An 18,608-nucleotide genomic window follows, 5' to 3' on the forward strand; every position below is an offset into this window, starting at 1 on the left:
GCCGAGCTGAGGACACGCTCCCGATCTCCTCGGTCCGCGCCGTGTCCTCGGGGGGCGGACCGCTGTCGTGCCCCGATTCGACCCAGCCGGCCGGACAGGGTCAACGCCGTCGCCGAATGCGGATGACCCCCATCCGGGATCCGTCTGGCACTCGGGACCAGACGGCCCCGCTCCTACGGTGAAAGCCGTGATATCCACTGGAAGCAGCACCGCCGCCGGCCCGTCGGCACGCGCCCCGCGCCCCACCCGCCGCGAGCTGGCGGGGGGCGTGGCGCTCGTCACCGGCGGCACCCGCGGCATCGGCGCGGCCGTGGTGGCCGCCCTCGTGGGGCGGGGGATGTCCGTCGCGGCCCTCGGCCGCGACGTGTGCCCCGGCGGCCCGGCGGGCCTTCGGCGCTGCTACCCGTGCGACGTGGGCGACGAGGACCAGGTCCGCGGCACGATCACGGACGTCCGGCACGACCTGGGCCGGATCGACCTGCTCGTGCTGAGCGCGGGCGTCGCCTCCGCCGGGGACGCCGCGGTGGCCGACACGCCCGCCGCCGAGTGGGAGCGGCTGCTGCGGACCAACGTGCTCGGCCTGCACCTGGTCGCACGCGCCGCCCTGCCCGAGCTGCGCCGCACCCACGGCCAGGTCGTGACCGTGCTGTCGACCGGCGCGCACCGGGTGCGGCCCGGCGCGGTGGCGTACGGGGCGAGCAAGCACGCGGCGCGGGCGCTGACCGAGGGCCTCGCGCTCGAGGAGCCGCTCGTCCGGGTCAGCTCCGTCAGCCCCGCGCAGACGGACACGAGCATCTGGGACGCCCGGTCCGCGCCGCCGCACCCGGCGACCCGCGCGCGGATGCTGCGGGCCGAGGACGTCGCGGCCGCCGTCGTCTGGCTCGCGGAACGCCCCGACCACGTGCACGTCCCCGACCTGCGCATCCAGCCGCGGCACGACCCGTCCACCCCCGGACCGACCGTCGAGGAGCCCTCGTGAGTACCGCCCCACCCCGCACCCGCGTCGCCCTGCTCGGCTTCGGCGTCGCCGGGCGCGTGTTCCACGCGCCCCTGATCGCCTCCCGGCCGGAGCTCGACCTCGCCGTCGTCGTGACGCCCTCGGCCGTGGAGGCGGTGCAGGTCGCCGCGCTGCACCCCGGCACCGAGGTCCTGACCACGCCGGAGGAGCTCTGGCGGCGCGCGGCGCAGGTCGACCTCGTCGTGATCGCGACGCCGAACGCGTCGCACGTCCCCCTGGCGCGCGCCGCGGTCGACGCCGGGCTGCCGGTGGTGCTGGACAAGCCGCTCGCCGTCACCGCGGCCGACGGTCGCGACCTCCTCGAGGCCGCCCGGGCGCGCGGCGTCCCGCTGACGACCTTCCTGAACCGGCGCCTCGACGGGGACTTCCGCACCCTGCAGGCCCTGTGCGCCCGGGGCGCGTTCGGCCGGGTGCTCCAGTTCGAGTCCCGGTTCTCCTGGTGGGAGCCCGAGGTGGGCCCGGGGTGGCGGGGCCGGACGACCGTCGCCGAGGGCGGGGGCGTGCTGTACGACCTCGGCCCGCACCTGATCGACCAGGCGGTGCGCCTGTTCGGGCCCGTGGTCGACGCACGGGCCGATCTCGACCGCCTCCGCCCCGACGCCGTCGCCGAGGACCACGCGTTCGTCCGGCTCGTCCACGCCGGCGGCGTCCGGTCGCGGCTGTGGATGAGCAGCGCGACCCCGCTGCCCGGCCCGCGCTACTGGGTGCTCGGGTCGCGGGCCGGCTACGTGCAGCACGGCGTCGACCCCCAGGAGGCCCAGCTGGGCGGCGGGATGCACCCCGGGGACCCGCACTACGGCGCGAGCTCACCCTCCCGCTGGGGCGACCTCGGCACCGACGGGTCGACCGTGCCGGTGCCGACCGAACGCGGCGCGTACCCGACCTTCTACGCCGACGTCGCCGCCGCGCTGCGCGGGGACGGCCCGATGCCCGTCGACCCCGCCGACGCCGTCGAGACCCTCGACCTCATCGAGCGCCTGCACGCCGGGGCCCGCCGGGGGACGGCGTGAGCGCGCCCGGCGGACGCGGCGCTGTGGACGTCCTCCTGGAGGGCCTCGACCACCCCGAGGGGCCCGCGGAGCTCGACGACGGTTCGGTGGTGCTGGTCGAGACCCGTCGCTCGCGGCTCACGGTCTGGCGCGAGGGGACGGGCGCCGCGGTGCTCGCCGACACCGGGGGCAGCCCCAACGCCTGCGCCGTCGGCCACGACGGCGTCTACCTCACCCAGGCGGGCGGCGGCTTCGGCGGCTGGGAGCCCGAGCGGCCCGCGACGCCCGCCATCCAGCGCGTCGCCCCCGACGGGGTGGTGCACACCGTGGTCACCGAGGTCGCCGGCCACGCGCTGCGGGCGCCGAACGACCTGTGCTTCGGCTCGGACGGCCGGCTGTACTTCACCGACCCGGGGCGCCGGTTCGACGACCCGGAGCGCGGCTACGTCTTCGCCGTCGGCGGCGGCCTGCCCGCGGTCGCGATCGACGTCGGGCCGACGTTCCCGAACGGGATCGTCGCGCTGGCGGACGGCGCCGTCGCCTGGGTCGAGAGCGCGACGCGCCGGATCGTGCACCGGATGCCGGACGGGACCACGACGCGGGTCGCCACGTTGCCGGCCGGTCACGTCCCGGACGGCTTCGCGGCGACCGCCGACGGCGGCTTCGTGGTCAGCACGATGGGATCGGGCGGCCTCGACCTGGTCGCCGCGGACGGCCGCCACCTCGGGTTCGTCCGGACCGGCTGGCGCCCGCTCAACTGCGCGTTCGCGGGCGGGTCGCTCGTGGTCGCCTGCGACCCCGACCCCGTGCGCGAACCCCCCGACGCAGGCCGGCTGCTGCGGGTGCGCACCGACCTCAGTCCCGGGCGGATGTTCCGCGGCGCGGTGTGATCTCCCCGTCGGGCGGCCCGCTCGCGGCCACGTCCGGGGCGCCCTCGGGGGCACCCAGCCGCAGCACCGCCTCGTGCACCGCCTCGACCGCCGGCGACAGCGCGGCGTCGACCCGGCGCCACAGCCCGACCGTGCGCGTGAACGGCTCCCCGTCGATCGGCCGCATCACCACGCCCGCGTGGTCGGCGGTCTGCGCGGCGAGCACGTTGGTCAGCCCGACGAACCCGCTCAGCCGCGCCAGGTTGACCAGCGTCTGCGGCTGGTTGGTCTGGTACGCGATCGTGGGACGCAGGCCGGCCTGCGCGAACGCCAGCCCGACCTCGAACTGGTACGCGGTGCCGGGCGTGACGGAGCCGCCCACGGTCACGAGGTCGTAGCGGGCGGCGTCTGCCGGCGTCACCCGCTCCAGCCGCGCGAGCGGGTGACCAGGCGCGACGACGGCCACCAGCGGCTCGCGCCACAGCGGCTCGTACTGCAGCCGGTCCGAGGTGGCCAGCGGGATCAGCGGGCGCACCGCGAGGTCGACCGCGCCGGTGAGCAGGGCGTCGGACAGGTCGGCGGTCTGGCCCTCCCACAGCGTGAGGCGCACCTGGGGGTGCAAGCGCCCGATCACCGGGAGCAACCGCGGGAAGAGCCAGCAGGACACGCTCGGGTACAGGCCGACGCGGACGGTGCCGCGGACCTCGCCGAGGCTCTCCGTCATCTGCGACAGGAAGTCCAGCTGGTGCAGGAACGCCTCGGCGTGCAGCAGCATGGCCCGGCCCTCGGGGGTCAGCTGCACGGGCTGGTACGACCGGTCGAAGAGCTGGACCCCCCAGGCCCTCTCGAGCGCCGCGACGTGGGCGCTGACGTTCGGCTGGGCCCGGTTCAGCGACCGGGCCGCCGCCGAGAACCCCCCGTGCCGCGCCACGGCCACGAAGGTCGCGACCCAGTCGGCCGGGAACCGGAACGCCCCCTGACCCCGCATGCCCGCAACCGGACCGCCCACCCCGCGACAGTAGGTCACCGCCTCGCGGGGAGTCGAGCGGTGGCAGGCGTCAGGGGACGCGGGAGCCGGGCGGCGCGGTGCAGCTCACCGCCCCGCGAGCCACCCGAGCATGCCGCGCGCCGCGGCGACCCCGGTGCTGAACGACGCCTGCAGCAGGTACCCGCCGGTCGGCGCCTCCCAGTCGAGCATCTCCCCCGCCACGAACGTCCCCGGCAGCGCCCGCAGCATCAGGTGCTCGTCGACCTCGGACCAGCGGATCCCGCCGGCGCTGGAGATCGCCCGGTCGATCGGCATGGTCGCGGGCACGGGGACGGGCACCGCCTTGAGCAGCGCCGCCACCTCCGCCGGGTCGTCGGGCACGGCGTTGCCGGTCGCCTCGCGGAGCAGCCCGACCGCGACCGGGTCGAGGCCCACGGACCGCTGCAGCCACGTCGACCGGGAGTCCTTGGGCCGGCGCCGCGCGAGGCGCTCGGCCAGGCGCTCCGCCGGGGTGTCCGGGCGCAGATCGACCTCCAGCACGCAGCCGCCGGCGTCCAGCGCCGCGCGCACCGCCGCCCCGACCGCGTACAGCGGCCCGCCCTCCAGGCCGGTGCGGGTGACCATCGCGTCGCCGCGCACGGGCGCCCGGTCCTGACCGCGGACCGTCAGCGCCACGTGCTTCAGCGGCACGCCCTGGAAGCGGTCCGCGAACCCGGGCGTCCAGCCGACCCGGACGCCGACGTTGGCCGCGCGCAGCGGCGCCGTCGCCACGCCGCGCGCCTCGAACGCCGGCACCCACGACCCGTCGGAGCCGAGCCGCGGCCAGGACGCCCCGCCGAGCGCGAACAGCACCACGTCGTGCCGCGCGGTCCGGTGCTCGCCGTCCACGCCCCCGCCGACCCCCACGAGCCGCAGCCCCGCGCCGTCCTCGGCCCAGCCGTCCCAGCGCTGCCGCCGCTCGATCCGCACGCCGAGCGCGTCGAGCCGCGCGAGCCACGCCCGCACCAGCGGTGTCGCCCGGAACGAGCGCGGGAACACCCGGCCGCTCGTGCCGACGAAGGTCTCCTGACCCAGCCCGGCGCACCAGGCGCGCAGGTCGTCGGCCGTGAAGGCGTCCACGAACGGGGCGAGGCGCCCGGCGGCGTCGCCGTACCGCGGGAGCATCCGGTCCCGACCCTCGGAGTGCGTGATGTTCAGCCCGCCGTGCCCGGCGAGCAGGAACTTGCGCGTCGGGGACGGCATCCGGTCGTAGACGGTCACCGCCACGCCGGCCCCGGCCAGCACCTCCGCGGCGATCAGCCCCGCCGGGCCGCCGCCGACCACTCCCGCCGTTCGCACCGGCCGACCGTAGCCCACCGCGCCGCCGCGCCCGAGCGCGGCCCGCCCGGCGCCGCGCCGCCGCACCTGCCTAGGCTGCACCGCATGGCCACCGTCCTCCTCGTCCGCCACGGTCGCACCACCGCGAACGCCACCGGAGTGCTCGCCGGCCGCACCCCCGGGGTGCTGCTCGACGCCGTGGGGCACGAGCAGGCCGCCCGCACCGCCGAGCGCCTGTCCGCCGTCCCGCTGGTCGCCGTCGTGACCAGCCCGCTCGAGCGGTGCCGCGAGACGGCCGACGCCGTGCTGGCCCGGCAGGACCCCGCCCCGGCGCTCCGCGTCGACGACCGGCTCACCGAGTGCGACTACGGCGCCTGGCAGGGCCGGCCGTTGCGCGAGCTCGCCGACGAGCCGCTGTGGCGCACCGTCCAGGGCCAGCCGTCCGCAGCCGTGTTCCCGGGTGGGGAGTCGCTCGCGGCGATGCAGGCCCGGGTGGTCGCGGCGGTGCGGGAGCGGGACGCCGCGGTCGAGGCCGAGCACGGGCCGGGCGCGGTGTGGGCGGCGGTCACGCACGGCGACCTGGTGAAGGCGCTGCTCGCGGACGCGCTCGGGATGCACCTCGACCTGTTCCAGCGCCTGCACGCCGGCCCGGCGTCGGTGTCGGTCGTGCGGTACGGCCCCACGCGGCCCGAGGTCGTCGCCACGAACACCGACGCCGGCGACCTGTCCTGGCTGCGGGCGGCGGCGCCCGCAGGGGACGCGGCGGTCGGCGGCGGCGCGGGCGTGGCGGAGGCCGCACGCGACGGTGTCGGTCCGCGCTCCTAGCATGGGGTCATGGCCACCCTCCTCCACCTGCACGACTGGCCCGACCGCGCGGTCATCGGCACCGTCGGCCGGCCCGGGGCCCGCACCTTCTACCTCCAGGCGCGCACCGGGCGCCGGCTGACCTCGGTCGCCATGGAGAAGGAGTGGGCGTCGACCCTCGCCGAGAAGATCGACGAGATCCTCGACGAGCTCATGACCACCGACGGCAACCCGTACAGCGTCCCCGCGGAGGCGTTCGCCGAGCTCGTGGACGCGGACCCGGTCGAGCAGCCCGTCGAGGAGGACTTCCGCCTCGGCCAGATGCGCCTGCACTTCGACCGGGCCACCGCCCAGATCGTCGTCGAGGCGTTCCCGCTCGTGCTCGTCGACTCCGAGGAGGAGGCCGAGCGCCTGGCGGCGGAGGACCCGGAGCCCGAGGAGGCGATGGTGCTGCGCATGCCCGTCGGCTCCGCGCGCGCGTTCGCGGAGCGCGCCCGCCGGGTCGTCGCGCAGGGTCGCCCCGCGTGCCCGCGGTGCGGCGAGCCGATGGACCCCGACGGGCACGTCTGCGGCACGGCCGACCCCCGCTGACCGCCCGGTCCCCCCCGCGCAGCCACTCGGCGCGGGTGATGCCGCCGCTCCCCGACCCCACCTAGCGTCGGTCCCGGCAGCGGGCCCACCGGGCCCGGTCGGCCCGGAGCGGGAGGGGAACCGCGATGAGCGAGCGTCGCAGCGGTCTGGCGGTCGGCATGACCGTCTTCGCCGGCACGATCATGATCATGATCGGCGTCATGCACGTCTTCCAGGGCATCGTCGCCCTGGTCAACGACACCTTCTACGTCGCCGGCGAGGAGTGGGTCCTCCAGCTCGACGTCACCTCGTGGGGCTGGGTGCACCTGATCCTCGGGGCGGTGGTCGCGCTCGCCGGGTTCTTCGTGTTCAGCGGCGCGGTCTGGGCCCGGACGATCGGCGTGATCATGGCCGTCGTCAGCGGCCTCGCGTCCTTCGCCTGGCTGCCGTACTACCCGGTGTGGGCGCTGGTCGTGATCGCGCTGGACGTGTTCGTCATCTGGGCGCTCACCGCGCACGGGCGGGAGATCGCCGAGCCGATGTGACGCGCTCGCGCGGGTTCGGGCCCGACGAGCGGGCCCGGGCTCGCGCCCGCTCCTAGCATGGGCCGCATGTCAGCCGTGACCCCGCCCGACCTCGACGGCGGCCCGCTCGAGGTGCTCGGCCGGATCACGGTGGCGTCCAACGCGACGTTCCTCGCCGCGATCGACGGCACCCGCGTCGTCTACAAGCCGGTCGCGGGCGAGAAGCCGCTCTGGGACTTCCCCGACGGCACGCTCGCGCACCGCGAGGTCGCGGCGTACCTCGTGTCGGAGGCGACCGGCTGGGGCGTGGTCCCGCGCACCTGGCTCCGGGACGGCCCACTCGGGCCGGGGATGGTGCAGCTCTGGCAGGAGCCGGACCACGAGCAGGACCCAGTCGACGTCGTGCCCTCGGACACGGTGCCCGCGGGCGTGCGCACCGTGCTGGAGGGCGGCGACGAGGAGGGGCGGCCCGTCACGCTCGTCCACGAGGACTCCCCCGCCCTGCGCCGGATGGCGGTGCTCGACGTGCTGGTGAACAACGCCGACCGCAAGGGCGGGCACGTGCTCCCGCAGCCCGACGGCCGGCGGCTCGGCGTCGACCACGGGGTGACGTTCCACGTCGAGCCCCGGCTCCGCACGGTGCTGTGGGGCTGGCTCGGCGACGACCTGTCGCCCGAGGAGGTCGCGGGGGTCGGGCGGGTGCGTGCCGCGCTCGACGCCGACCTGGGACGGCTGCTCGGCCCGCTGCTCGCGCCGGCCGAGGTGGACGCGCTCGCCGCGCGGTGCGACCGCCTGCTGGCCGCGCCCCGGTTCCCGGGGCCGGAGGGCGAGATGCCCGCGGTGCCGTGGCCGCTGTTCTGACGCCCGCGCCGCCGTCCCCGGCCGCCGGTCGTGCCGGGCGGGCCGGCAGGCGCGGTCAGGCCGGCACGAGCAGCGTCGCGCGCAGCCGGTCCACGTCGTCCGCGCCGACCCCCACGGACGCGAGGTAGCCCGCGACCCCGCCCCGCTCGCGGTCCAGCCACGCCAGCTCGTCCCGGAGCACGGCCGCCGGGCTGCTGCCGATCATCGCCCGCAGCCGCGCGTCGGGCCGGACGCCCAGCAGGCGCAGCCGCCGGAGCATCCGGTCGGTCCACTGCCCGGCCAGGTTCCCCTCGCTCGCGGCGTAGTCCGCGACCACCTCGTCCCGGTCGGCCCCGAGGACGAGCAGCACCAGGGCGACCACGACCCCGGTGCGGTCCTTGCCGGCGGTGCAGTGCACGACCACCGGCCCGGGCGACCCCGCGACGGCACGCACCGCCGCCCGCACCTCGGGACCGTGCCCGACCAGGATCTCCCGGTAGACGTCGCGCAGCTCCCACCGGCCCAGGAAGCTCGCCGCGGAGCCGCCGAGCATCGGGACGCGCACCACCTCGACGCCCCCGCCGAGCCGGTCCCGGCCGCCGAGCCGACGGTCCCGGTCCGACCGCAGGTCCACGACCCGCCGGACCCCGAGCGCCGTCAGCGCGGCGCGCCCCTGCCGCCCGAGCCGCGACAGCGCGTCGGAGCGGAACAGGTACCCCGGGCGCAGCCGGTACCCGCCGCCCACGGTCACGCGGACCTCGCGGAAGTTCGCGGTCCCCGGGATCCGCACGTCGGTGTCGCTCATGGTCGGACCAGTACACGGCCCGCGGCGCGGTGGGTGGTGCGCCCGCCACCGCTGCGTGGGTACTGCTCGCGGCGGGGGGGCGCCGGTCAGCCGCGGGCCAGCGTCACGTCCAGCCAGCCGACGACCTCGTCGAGGTACCGGGTCCGTGCCGGGAGCGGGGACAGCGCCAGGTCGTGCGCACCGCCGGTGATCTCCTCGTACGTGACGTCCCGCCCCAGCCGCGGCGCGAGCCGGCGCATGTCCGCCGGGTCGAGCACCGAGTCGGTCGTGAGCAGCCCGTCGTGCCAGCGGTCGTCCGGGCCCGAGGCGTCCGAGGCGAGCACCAGCACCGGCACGTCGATGTCGAGCCCGCGGGCGACCTCGGCCTGCCCGCGCTTGATCGCGCGGACGAACCCCGCCCGCACCGGGAACCCCGCGTACGGCTTCCAGGCCAGGTCGTACGACCACTCGCCGCCGCCGTCCGCGTGCAGCGCGCGGCCGTAGTGCTCACCGACGTGCGACACCACCAGGCGCGGGGCGACCCGGCCGACGACGTGGTCGATCGTCCAGGCGAGGACGGTCCGCTCGACGAACGACCCGCGGACGTCCAACCACGGCGAGTTGAGCACCACGGCGTCGACCAGGCCCCGCCCCCGCCGGTGCTGGGCCCAGAGCGCCGCGATCAGGCCGCCGGTGGAGTGGCCCAGCAGCACCACGCGGTCGTGCCGCTCCCGGACCAGGCGCACCGCGGCGTCGACCTCCTCGGCGTAGACCGCCAGCGACCGGGTGTCGTTCGGCTCCCGGCCGGCGCGGATGGACCGGCCGTAGTCGCGCAGGTCCAGGGCGTACAGGTCGTAGCCGCGGTCCGCGAGCGCGTCGGCCACGTGCGTCTGGAAGAAGTAGTCGACGAACCCGTGCACGTAGAGGACGGCCGGCCGTGCCCGGTCGCCTCCGGCGTCGCGCCGGTGCACCAGGGTCGCGACGGCGTCGCCCTGGGCGTCCGGGCGCAGGTGCAGCGTCCGCTGCACCCAGTCGCCGCCGAGCACGTCCTGAACCGCGTCGTCCACCCGCATGCCGGCGATCCTGCCACCCCCGCCCGCCCCCCGGGAGGCCCTCGCGCCCGACCCCCGCCGCGGCCGGCGGCCGCGTCACCGCTGCTCCCGGTGGCGGCGACCTGACCGGTGCCGCACGGTGGAGGGGTGGAAGCCGGCCGTCGACCGGGCCCGCGCCGGGGTCCGGGGACCACCCGATCGGGGCGCCCGGGCATCTTTGTGGGGCCGCGTGCGTTGGCGCTACTGTCGGCCGTGTCGGGTGCCGACCACCAGGGAGAGGGGACCGGGCATGCGCCTCGCGCCGAGCACCGCGCTCCTCCCGTCGCGCCCCGCCCCCGTGCGCGCGCACGCCGTGCCCGCGGCGACCCGCTGTCGCTGTCTGTAGAGCGCTGGCCGCACCGCCGCACGCCGGCCCCCGGCCCGCCCCGGGCCCGCCCCGGGCCAGCGCTCGCCCTCGACCCGCGGCCGGGCGCGCCCCGCGCCGCTCCCCCCTGCACCGCCGACACTCCCAAGGACGGACTGACATGGCACGCATCTACGACGACGCGACGAAGCTCATCGGCAACACCCCGCTGGTGCGGATCAACAAGCTGACCGAGGGCGTCGGCGCGACGGTCGTCGGCAAGCTCGAGTTCTACAACCCCGCCAGCTCGGTCAAGGACCGGATCGGCGTCGCGATCGTCGACGCGGCGGAGCGCTCGGGCGAGCTGCAGCCGGGCGGCACGATCGTCGAGGCGACCTCGGGCAACACGGGCATCGCGCTCGCGTTCGTCGGCGCGGCCCGCGGCTACGACGTCGTGCTGACCATGCCGGAGTCGATGTCGAAGGAGCGGCGCGCGCTGCTCCGCGCGTACGGCGCCGAGCTCATCCTCACCCCCGCGTCCGAGGGCATGAAGGGCGCCGTCAACCGCGCGAACGAGATCGTGGCGGAGCGCCCGGGCGCGATCCTCGCCCGGCAGTTCGCCAACGAGGCCAACCCGGAGATCCACCGCCGCACCACAGCCGAGGAGATCTGGGCGGACACCGACGGCGAGGTCGACATCCTGGTCGCCGGCATCGGCACCGGCGGCACGATCACGGGCGTCGGCCAGGTGCTCAAGGAGCGCAAGCCCGGCGTGCAGATCGTGGGCGTCGAGCCTGCCGAGTCGCCGATCCTCAACGGCGGCGCGCCCGGCCCGCACAAGATCCAGGGCATCGGGGCGAACTTCGTCCCCGAGATCCTGGACACGGAGATCTACGACGAGATCATCGACGTGGACGCGGACACCGCCGTCGCCGTCGCGCGCCGGGCCGCGAAGGAGGAGGGCCTGCTCGTCGGCATCTCCTCCGGCGCCGCCCTGCACGCCGCGATCGAGCTCGGCAAGCGGCCCGAGAACGCCGGGAAGCTGATCGTCGTGATCATCCCGTCGTTCGGCGAGCGGTACCTCTCCTCCATCCTGTACGCCGACCTCCTGGACTGATCGCCATGACCTCGACCACGCGACCGCCGCTCACGGGCGGCACCTCCCGGCCCGCCGGCCGGGGGGTGCCGACCCCGGCGCGCGCGACCTCGGCCGAGCGCGCGGCGACCGGGTCCACCGGCGCCGGCGAGCACTGGCGCAGCCTGCGCCGGCTCGCCCGCACGCTGCGCGAGGACCTGGAGGCCGCGCAGCGCCGGGACCCGGCCGCTCGGTCGCGGGTCGAGGTCGCCCTGGCGTACCCCGGCCTGCACGCGGTGTGGGTGCACCGGGTGGCGCACCGGATGTGGCGCGAGCCGGCCCTGCGGCTGCCCGCCCGGCTGCTGTCCCAGGCCTCCCGCGCCGCCACCGGGGTGGAGATCCACCCCGGCGCGACGATCGGCCGCCGGCTGTTCATCGACCACGGCATGGGGGTGGTGGTCGGCGAGACCGCCGTGGTCGGCGACGACGTGGTGCTGTTCCACGGCGCGACCCTCGGCGGCAAGACGATGCGGCGCGGCAAGCGGCACCCGACGGTCGGGAACGACGTCGTGGTCGGCGCGGGCGCGAAGGTGCTCGGTCCGGTGTGGATCGGCGACGGCGCGCAGATCGGCGCGAACGCGGTGGTCCTCAAGGACGTCCCCGCGGGCGCGGTGGCGGTCGGCGTCCCGGCGAAGATCCGCCAGAAGCCGACCTCCGCTCCCCCGGAGCCGGAGATCGACGACCCCGCGATCTACATCTGACCGGCGCGGCGTCCGCGCGGCCTACGGTGTCCGGCCCCGCCTCCTGCGATCGCAGGGTGCGGGGCCGGAAACCGTAGGGCGGGCGTGCGAGGTGCGACGAACCCGAGGTCAGGCGACCGGGGAGCTGCCGTCCCAGGCGCGGGGCGTGATCTCGGGGCGGCTGGTCCACTCCTCGCCCAGCATCGGCGAGGAGATCAGCATGTCCGCGGTCGCGACGTTCGCGGCCATCGGGACGTTCCACACCGCGGCGATCCGCAGCAGCGCCTTGACGTCGGGGTCGTGGGGCTGCGGCTCCAGCGGGTCCCAGAAGAACACCAGCATGTCGATCGTGCCCTCGGCGATCTTGGCGCCGATCTGCTGGTCCCCGCCGACCGGGCCGGACAGCAGCCGCGTCACGGGCAGCCCGAGCTCGAACTCCAGCATCGTGCCCGTCGTGCCGGTCGCGTACAGGTGGTGCCGGGACAGGGTGCCGCGGTTGAACTCCGCCCAGCGGAGCAGCTCGACCTTCTTGTTGTCGTGGGCGACCAGGGCGATGTGGTGGGCGGCGCCGGGCATGGGCGGGGTCCTTCCGTGGAGCGGTGCATCGGTGGGCGGGCAGCGACGACGGCGGAGCGCCCGGGCCACACCCTAGAGCCCGGGGATGTCGGTGCGGTGCGTGCGCCCTGTGCGCGGACCGCGGGGTACCGACCGGCCCACCCGTCGCGGGCCGCCACCCACCCAGGCGCCCCTCGTGCACCACTCAGCCGCCCGATGAGTGGTGCGCGCGGCACCTAGCGTCGCTGCCGTGACCCCGCCGCCCGCCCCCGCCCCGGCGCACGCCGCCGCGCGCTCCCGGGCCCGCGCCCGCCGGGATCCCGCCGTGTCCGCCGTCGGCGTCGCCGGGGAGCTGCTGATCACCCTCGGCGTGCTGCTCGCGCTGTTCCTGGTCTGGCAGCTGTGGTGGACGACCGTCACCGCCCGGCAGGACGCCGACGCCGTGCTCGCCGAGGTGCGCGCCGCGCTGCCCCCCGCCGCGGCCACGACCGCGGAGCTCCGCACCGACGACCCGCCGATCCCCGCGCCCGTCGGGCACGGCGAGGTCGTCGGCGTGCTCACCGTCCCGCGCTGGGACGGGCTCACCCGCAACGCCATGCCGGTCGTCGAGGGCACCACGCCGGACCTGCTCGACCGCGCGATGGCGGGCCGGTACGCCGGGACCCAGCAGGTCGGCGAGGTGGGCAACGTCGCGCTCGCGGGGCACCGGCGCACCTGGGGCGACTCGTTCCGGCACGTCGACAAGCTCCTCCCCGGCGACCCCGTCGTGATCGAGACCGCCAGCACCTGGTACGTCTACGAGGTCACCTCCCACGAGATCGTCGAGCCGTCCGAGTCGTCCGTGCTGGCTCCCGTCCCCCGGCAGCCCGGCGTCGCCCCGACCGAGCGGCTGCTCACCCTCACGACCTGCCACTCGCGCACCCTCGGCGAGTACGGCAACGACCAGCGGTGGATCACGTACGCGACCTTCGCCGGCTGGCTGGACCGCGCCGACGGCACGCCCGAGGCGGTCCTCGCGACGGGAGGCGTCTGATGTACGCGTGGCTGTTCCGGCACCTCCCCGGCCCGCTGCCGGTGCGGGTGCTGCTCGCGCTCGTGCTGCTGGCCGCGGTGCTCGTCGGTCTGTTCGGCTGGGGCTTCCCCGCCCTCGCGCCGCACCTGACCTGGTTGACCGGGGACCCGTCGCTCGGCTGACCGGCGGCGACGCGGCGGCGCGGTGTCCTCGCGCCGCGGCCGGTGGCACGGCAGCATGGGCCGCGACCGCGCTCACCGGCGAGCGCGGGACGACGAGGAGGCGGCATGCGGCTCGGCTACCACACCGGCTACTGGTCGGCGGGGCCCCCGCCCGGGGCGGCGGAGGCGGTGCTGGCGGCAGACCGGCTCGGGCTCGACTCCGTGTGGACCGCCGAGGCGTACGGCTCGGACGCCTTCACCCCGCTGGCCTGGTGGGGGGCCGCGACCTCGCGTGTCCGGCTCGGGACGGCCGTGGCCCAGGTCGCGGCCCGGACGCCGACCGCCACCGCGATGGCCGCGCTCACCCTCGACCACCTGTCCGGCGGTCGGTTCACGCTCGGCCTCGGGGTGTCCGGGCCGCAGGTCGTCGAGGGCTGGTACGGGCAGCCGTACCCGCGGCCGCTGGCCCGCACCCGGGAGTTCGTCGCGATCGTCCGGGACGTGCTGCGCCGCGAGGGGCCGGTCCGCGCGGCCGGGCCGTTCTACCGGCTGCCGCTGCCCGAGGACGAGGGGTCGGGGCTCGGCAAGGCGCTGCGCTCGACCGTGCACCCGCTGCGCGCCGACCTGCCGATCCACCTCGCCGCGGAGGGACCGAAGAACATCGCGCTCGCTGCCGAGATCGCCGACGGCTGGCTCCCGCTGTTCTACGCGCCGCGGCTGGACGACGAGTTCCGCGGCCTGCTCGCCGAGGGCTTCGACCGCCGGCTCGCCGGCACCCGGCCCGTCGAGGAGTTCGAGGTCACGGCGACGGTGCCCGTCGTGCTGGGCGCCGACGTCGAGTCCGCCGCCGACGCGGTCCGCCCGTTCGTCGCGCTGTACGCCGGAGGGATGGGCGCGAAGGGGGCGAACTTCCACGCGAACGCCCTGGCCCGGCTCGGCTACGCGGACGCCTGCGCGGAGATCCAGGCGCACTACCTCGCGGGCGACCGCGCGCGGGCGGCGGCGGCCGTGCCGACCGAGCTGGTGCGGGACGTGGCGCTGGTGGGCACGCCGGACGACGTGCGCGAGCAGGCGGCGGCGTGGCGGGACACGGCGGTGACGACGCTGCTGGTCCAGGCGGCGCCGGACCAGCTGGAGCAGATCGCCGGCCTGCTGGGCTGACCGCAAGGGGGCGAGGTCGTCGGTTCCGCCCGAGGTCGCCGGTTCCGCACCCCCTCGGGTGGACGGAACCGACGACCTCGGGCGCGGACGGCGCAACGCGGCGGACACACCGCGGCGCTACCGTGCGGCGCGTGACCCGGCCCGACGACTCCCCCGCCGTGACCGCGACCGCCGACCTCCCGGCGCGGGACGGCGGGACGCACGTCGCCGCCGGCGTCGTCACGGCGCTCGTCGGGTTTACCAGCGCGTTCGCCGTCGTGCTCGGCGGCCTGCGCGCGGTCGGCGCCACCCCCGCGCAGGCCGCGTCCGGGCTGCTGGCCGTCACGCTGGCGATGGGTGCGGCGACGATCCTGCTGGCGTGGCGCACCCGGCTGCCGATCACGGTCGCCTGGTCGACCCCCGGCGCCGCCCTGCTCGCGACCACCGGGACCGCGGCGGGCGGGTGGCCCGAGGCGGTCGCGGGGTTCGTCCTGTGCGGGGTGCTGCTCGCGGCGGTCGGGCTGTGGCGGCGGCTCGAGCGCTGGGTGCGGCTGATCCCGGTGCCGCTGGCGAACGCGATGCTCGCGGGCGTCCTGGTCGACCTGTGCCTGCAGCCGGTGCTCGCCGTCGCGGAGCGGCCGCTGCTGGTCGGACCGGTGGTGGTCGTGTGGCTGGTGCTGCTGCGGCTGGCGCCGCGGTGGGCCACGCCCGCGGCGATCGGGCTCGCGGTGGCGATCGCGGTCGCCTCCCCCGGCGTGCGCGCGCTCGACGCCGCGGACCTGGTGCCGTCGCTGACCTGGACCACGCCGCAGCCGTCCTGGTCGGCCGTGGTGTCGGTCGCGGTGCCGCTGTTCGTCGTGACCATGGCGTCGCAGAACATCCCCGGCGTCGCGGTGCTGGCCGGGTTCGGGTACGCCGCTCCCCTGCGCCGGGTCATGCTCGTGACCGGCGCGGGGACCGTGCTCGCGGCCCCGTTCGGCGGGCACGCGATCAACCTCGCGGCGATCAGCGCGGCGCTCGCCGCCGGCCCCGAGGGCGGGCCGGACCCGCGGCGGCGGTGGCGCGCGGCCGTCGTGGCGGGCTGCGGGTACGTGGTGCTGGCGGTGGCCTCGGCAGCGGTGGCCGCCGTGGCGCTGGCGGCGCCCGCCGGGCTGATCGCCGCGGCGGCCGGTCTGGCGCTGGTCGGGACGCTGGCCGCGTCGCTGGGCGGGGCGTTCGGCCCCGCGGAGCACCGTGAGGCCGCGGCGGTGACCTTCCTGGTGACGGTCTCGGGCGTGAGCGTCGGCGGCGTCTCGGCGGCGTTCTGGGGCCTGCTGGCGGGCATCGCCGTCCACCTCACCCTGCGCGCCGCCCGCCGCTGACGCGCGCCCTCCCCTCCGCCGAGATGGCAACTCTCGGCTGCGCTCGGGCGACCGACGACAGCCGAGAGTTGCCATCTCGGCGAGAGGTGGGCCCGCGGGGTCGGGGTTGTCGCGCCGCACGTCGGGCGCTACTGTCGGCGGTGATCCCGAGACGTGAACATATGCGTCTCATCGGGCGAGACAATGCGAAGGAGGCGGCCCGTGGCCCGGTCGATGCACCCGCGTACGACCCAGCGCCCGGGCCTGCCGATGTCCGCCTCGGCGCGCTGCTGTCGCCCCTCGGCGAGCTGTCCGCGCACCTCCCGCGCCGCCTGACCCGCGTCCCCCGACGCCCACCGGCCGCGCCCCGGCAGCACCCCGCCCGCCCGCGACCCGTCCGACCCGCGCCCCGCCGCCGGTCGCCGACCGGGGCCGGGCCCGCCGCCCCGCGCCGCGTCCACGCGGCCCCACGACCCGGGAACCCCCATGACCTCCGCCCCCAGCGCCACCACGGCCCGCGCCGGCGCCACCGCCGGCGCCGCGACCGGCCCCGCGACCGCCCGCCCCGTCGCGCTCCGCGGAGTCGCCCGCACCTTCGCGACCCCGTCCGGCCCGCGCCCGGTGCTCGCCGGCCTCGACCTGGAAGTGGCCCCGGGCGAGATCGTCGCCGTCATCGGCCCGTCCGGCTGCGGCAAGTCGACGCTGCTGCGCCAGGTCGCGGGCCTCGACGCCCCCGACGCCGGGCAGATCCTGATCGGCGACGACCCGGTCGCGCCGTACGACGCCCGCACGGCGGTCGCGTTCCAGGAGCCGCGCCTGCTGCCGTGGCGCACGATCGCGCACAACGTCGCGCTCGGCGTCCCCCGCGGCACCCCGCGCGCCGAGTCCCGCGAGCAGGTCGCCCGGCTGCTGGACCTGGTCGGGCTCGCCGGCTCGGCGGGCCTGCGCCCGCGGCAGGTGTCCGGCGGCATGGCGCAGCGCGCGTCCCTGGCCCGGGCGCTCGCCCGCCGGCCCGGGGTGCTGCTCCTCGACGAGCCGTTCGGCGCGCTCGACGCCCTGACCCGGCTGCGGATGCAGGACCTGCTGCTCGAGGTGCACGCCAGCCGGCCGACGACCGTGCTGCTCGTGACGCACGACGTCGAGGAGGCGCTCTACCTGGCGGACCGCGTCGTCCTGCTCGGCGCCCTCGCCCCCGCCGCGCCGGACGCCGCCTCGGTCCGCTCCGTCATCACGGTCCCCGGCGACCGGCCCCGCGACCGCGCGGACGCCCGGCTCGCGGAGCTGCGCGCCGAGCTGCTGGACGGCCTCGGCGTGCCCTCGCACCACCCGGCGCACGACCCCGACGCGCACCACTCGATCTGACCCGCACCGCCCCGACACCCCCGACACCCCACCTGGAGCACCCCATGACCGCCCTCACCACCGCCCTCCGTCGCCGGCTGCGCGGCCCGATCGCCCTCGGCGCCGGCGCCGTCGCCGCGACCCTGCTGCTCGCCGGCTGCGTGGCCGGCGAGGGCGAGACCGCCCAGGCGGACGCCCCGGACGACGGCGCCACCGCCGCCGAGGGCTGGAGCGCCGACACCCTGACGATCGACTTCGCCACCTACAACCCGCTGAGCCTCGTCATCAAGGACCAGGGCTGGCTGGAGGAGACGCTCGGCGACGACGTCGACGTCGAGTGGGTGCAGTCCGCGGGGTCGAACAAGGCCAACGAGGCGCTGCGCGCCGGCGCGATCGACGTCGGCTCCACGGCGGGCTCGGCGGCGCTGCTCGCCCGGTCCAACGGCTCGCCGATCCGGACCATCGACATCTACGGCCAGCCGGAGTGGGCGGCGCTCGTCGTCCCGGCGGGGTCGGACATCACCGAGGTCGCCGACCTGGCCGGCCGCTCGGTCGCCGCGACCAAGGGCACCGACCCGTACTTCTTCCTGCTGCAGTCCCTGGAGGAGGCGGGCGTCGACCCGGCGGACGTCGAGGTGCAGAACCTGCAGCACGCCGACGGCAAGGCGGCGCTGGAGAACGGCTCGGTCGACGCGTGGTCGGGCCTGGACCCGCTGATGGCCGCCAGCGAGGCCGAGGCCGGCTCGACGCTGCTGTACCGGAACGTCGACTTCAACACCTACGGGTTCCTCAACGCGACGCAGGACTTCCTGGACGCGAGCCCGGACCTGGCGCAGGTCGTCGTGGACGCCTACGAGAAGGCGCGCGCCTGGGCGCAGGAGAACCCGGACGAGGTCGTGAACATCCTCGCCGAGGTCGCCGGCATCGACCCGGCCGTCGCCGAGACCGTCATCACCGAGCGCACCACGCTCGACATCGACCCGGTCCCCGGCCAGGCGCAGCGCGACGTGCTCGGGGTGGTCGGCCCGATCTTCGTCGAGTCCGGCGACGTGTCGAGCCAGGACCTGGTGGACGCCGCCCTGGACGAGCTGTTCGAGCCGACCTACGCGGAGAACGCCGACCCGAGCAGCATCGCCGGCTGACCCC

20 protein-coding genes are annotated in these 18,608 nt (G+C 76.8%); 15 read left to right on the top strand and 5 right to left on the bottom strand.

Translation table 11 applies throughout. The features are described 5' to 3' along the window. Window positions 1-187 precede the first annotated feature (187 nt). From FS882_RS14100 to FS882_RS14110, 3 genes are read left to right on the top strand one after another with little or no spacing between them, the layout of a single operon-like run. Window positions 188-979, top strand: coding sequence for an SDR family oxidoreductase (locus tag FS882_RS14100; RefSeq protein WP_187365304.1), 792 nt, complete (start codon window positions 188-190; stop codon window positions 977-979). Next, a complete protein-coding gene (locus tag FS882_RS14105) occupies window positions 976-2,028 on the top strand; it encodes a Gfo/Idh/MocA family oxidoreductase (RefSeq protein ID WP_158373773.1) in 1,053 nt (350 codons plus the stop codon). The genes FS882_RS14100 and FS882_RS14105 overlap by 4 nt, the downstream gene beginning before the upstream one ends. A gap of 23 nt (window positions 2,029-2,051) precedes the next feature. Beyond that, window positions 2,052-2,897: an SMP-30/gluconolactonase/LRE family protein gene (locus FS882_RS14110; protein WP_187365305.1), complete on the top strand. Its 846-nt coding sequence runs from the start codon at window positions 2,052-2,054 to the stop codon at window positions 2,895-2,897. Here FS882_RS14110 and FS882_RS14115 read toward each other — a convergent pair. Together FS882_RS14115 and FS882_RS21395 are read right to left on the bottom strand one after the other, a co-directional pair. After that, window positions 2,863-3,864, bottom strand: a complete 1,002-nt coding sequence (locus tag FS882_RS14115; RefSeq protein WP_158373776.1) for a LysR family transcriptional regulator — start codon at window positions 3,862-3,864, stop codon at window positions 2,863-2,865. The genes FS882_RS14110 and FS882_RS14115 overlap by 35 nt on opposite strands. Window positions 3,865-3,969: 105 nt before the next feature. Beyond that, window positions 3,970-5,202 carry an NAD(P)/FAD-dependent oxidoreductase gene (locus FS882_RS21395; protein ID WP_262348303.1) on the bottom strand — a complete coding sequence of 411 codons (1,233 nt, stop codon included), beginning with the start codon at window positions 5,200-5,202 and terminating at the stop codon, window positions 3,970-3,972. 84 nt (window positions 5,203-5,286) lie between these two features. Here FS882_RS21395 and FS882_RS21400 point away from each other — a divergent pair, with 84 nt between their 5' ends. The 4 genes from FS882_RS21400 to FS882_RS14140 all read left to right on the top strand — a co-directional run bounded on the left by FS882_RS21400 (window position 5,287) and on the right by FS882_RS14140 (window position 7,940). Continuing rightward, entirely contained in the window at window positions 5,287-6,006 is a 720-nt protein-coding gene (locus FS882_RS21400) for an MSMEG_4193 family putative phosphomutase (protein ID WP_158373778.1), read from the top strand. 9 nt (window positions 6,007-6,015) lie between these two features. Next, window positions 6,016-6,576 carry a DUF3090 domain-containing protein gene (locus tag FS882_RS14130; RefSeq protein WP_158373780.1) on the top strand — a complete coding sequence of 187 codons (561 nt, stop codon included), beginning with the start codon at window positions 6,016-6,018 and terminating at the stop codon, window positions 6,574-6,576. 125 nt (window positions 6,577-6,701) lie between these two features. Continuing rightward, window positions 6,702-7,100, top strand: a complete 399-nt coding sequence (locus FS882_RS14135) for a hypothetical protein (RefSeq protein WP_147796193.1) — start codon at window positions 6,702-6,704, stop codon at window positions 7,098-7,100. Between the two features lie 66 nt (window positions 7,101-7,166). Next, the gene (locus FS882_RS14140; protein WP_158373782.1) at window positions 7,167-7,940 is read left to right on the top strand and encodes an SCO1664 family protein; all 774 of its coding nucleotides are present in this window, start codon (window positions 7,167-7,169) and stop codon (window positions 7,938-7,940) included. Between the two features lie 55 nt (window positions 7,941-7,995). Here the strand turns inward: FS882_RS14140 and FS882_RS14145 are convergent, their stop codons facing one another. Both FS882_RS14145 and FS882_RS14150 read right to left on the bottom strand, forming a co-directional pair. Continuing rightward, window positions 7,996-8,724 (bottom strand): tyrosine-protein phosphatase, encoded by a 729-nt coding sequence (locus FS882_RS14145; RefSeq protein ID WP_158373784.1) that lies wholly within the window; start codon window positions 8,722-8,724, stop codon window positions 7,996-7,998. An 86-nt stretch (window positions 8,725-8,810) separates the two neighbouring features. Further along, window positions 8,811-9,776, bottom strand: a complete 966-nt coding sequence (locus tag FS882_RS14150; protein WP_158373786.1) for an alpha/beta hydrolase — start codon at window positions 9,774-9,776, stop codon at window positions 8,811-8,813. A 503-nt stretch (window positions 9,777-10,279) separates the two neighbouring features. On the opposite strand from FS882_RS14150, the gene cysK reads away from it, so the two are divergent. After that, the gene (gene cysK / locus FS882_RS14155) at window positions 10,280-11,215 is read left to right on the top strand and encodes a cysteine synthase A (RefSeq protein ID WP_158373788.1); all 936 of its coding nucleotides are present in this window, start codon (window positions 10,280-10,282) and stop codon (window positions 11,213-11,215) included. Between the two features lie 5 nt (window positions 11,216-11,220). Next, window positions 11,221-11,934, top strand: coding sequence for a serine O-acetyltransferase EpsC (gene epsC / locus FS882_RS14160; protein ID WP_158373790.1), 714 nt, complete (start codon window positions 11,221-11,223; stop codon window positions 11,932-11,934). A gap of 108 nt (window positions 11,935-12,042) precedes the next feature. Here the strand turns inward: epsC and FS882_RS14165 are convergent, their stop codons facing one another. Next, window positions 12,043-12,489 (bottom strand): methylglyoxal synthase, encoded by a 447-nt coding sequence (locus FS882_RS14165; RefSeq protein ID WP_147796187.1) that lies wholly within the window; start codon window positions 12,487-12,489, stop codon window positions 12,043-12,045. 229 nt (window positions 12,490-12,718) lie between these two features. Between FS882_RS14165 and FS882_RS14170 the strand changes: the two genes are divergently transcribed. From FS882_RS14170 to FS882_RS14190, 6 genes are all read left to right on the top strand, one after another. Beyond that, window positions 12,719-13,501: a class E sortase gene (locus tag FS882_RS14170; protein ID WP_262348304.1), complete on the top strand. Its 783-nt coding sequence runs from the start codon at window positions 12,719-12,721 to the stop codon at window positions 13,499-13,501. Further along, the gene (locus tag FS882_RS21040; protein ID WP_187365307.1) at window positions 13,501-13,662 is read left to right on the top strand and encodes a hypothetical protein; all 162 of its coding nucleotides are present in this window, start codon (window positions 13,501-13,503) and stop codon (window positions 13,660-13,662) included. The genes FS882_RS14170 and FS882_RS21040 overlap by 1 nt, the downstream gene beginning before the upstream one ends. 105 nt (window positions 13,663-13,767) lie before the next feature. Further along, window positions 13,768-14,802: an LLM class F420-dependent oxidoreductase gene (locus FS882_RS14175; protein ID WP_158373792.1), complete on the top strand. Its 1,035-nt coding sequence runs from the start codon at window positions 13,768-13,770 to the stop codon at window positions 14,800-14,802. Between the two features lie 131 nt (window positions 14,803-14,933). Beyond that, window positions 14,934-16,142 carry a benzoate/H(+) symporter BenE family transporter gene (locus tag FS882_RS14180; protein ID WP_222848227.1) on the top strand — a complete coding sequence of 403 codons (1,209 nt, stop codon included), beginning with the start codon at window positions 14,934-14,936 and terminating at the stop codon, window positions 16,140-16,142. Between the two features lie 465 nt (window positions 16,143-16,607). Then, window positions 16,608-17,483 (top strand): ABC transporter ATP-binding protein, encoded by an 876-nt coding sequence (locus FS882_RS14185; protein ID WP_158373794.1) that lies wholly within the window; start codon window positions 16,608-16,610, stop codon window positions 17,481-17,483. 44 nt (window positions 17,484-17,527) lie between these two features. Next, complete coding sequence (locus FS882_RS14190; RefSeq protein ID WP_158373795.1) at window positions 17,528-18,604, top strand: aliphatic sulfonate ABC transporter substrate-binding protein; 1,077 nt, start codon at window positions 17,528-17,530, stop codon at window positions 18,602-18,604. Window positions 18,605-18,608: the final 4 nt, after the last annotated feature.

The sequence above is a fragment of the Cellulosimicrobium cellulans genome (assembly GCF_007679345.1).
Lineage (GTDB): Bacteria > Actinomycetota > Actinomycetes > Actinomycetales > Cellulomonadaceae > Cellulomonas > Cellulomonas cellulans_A.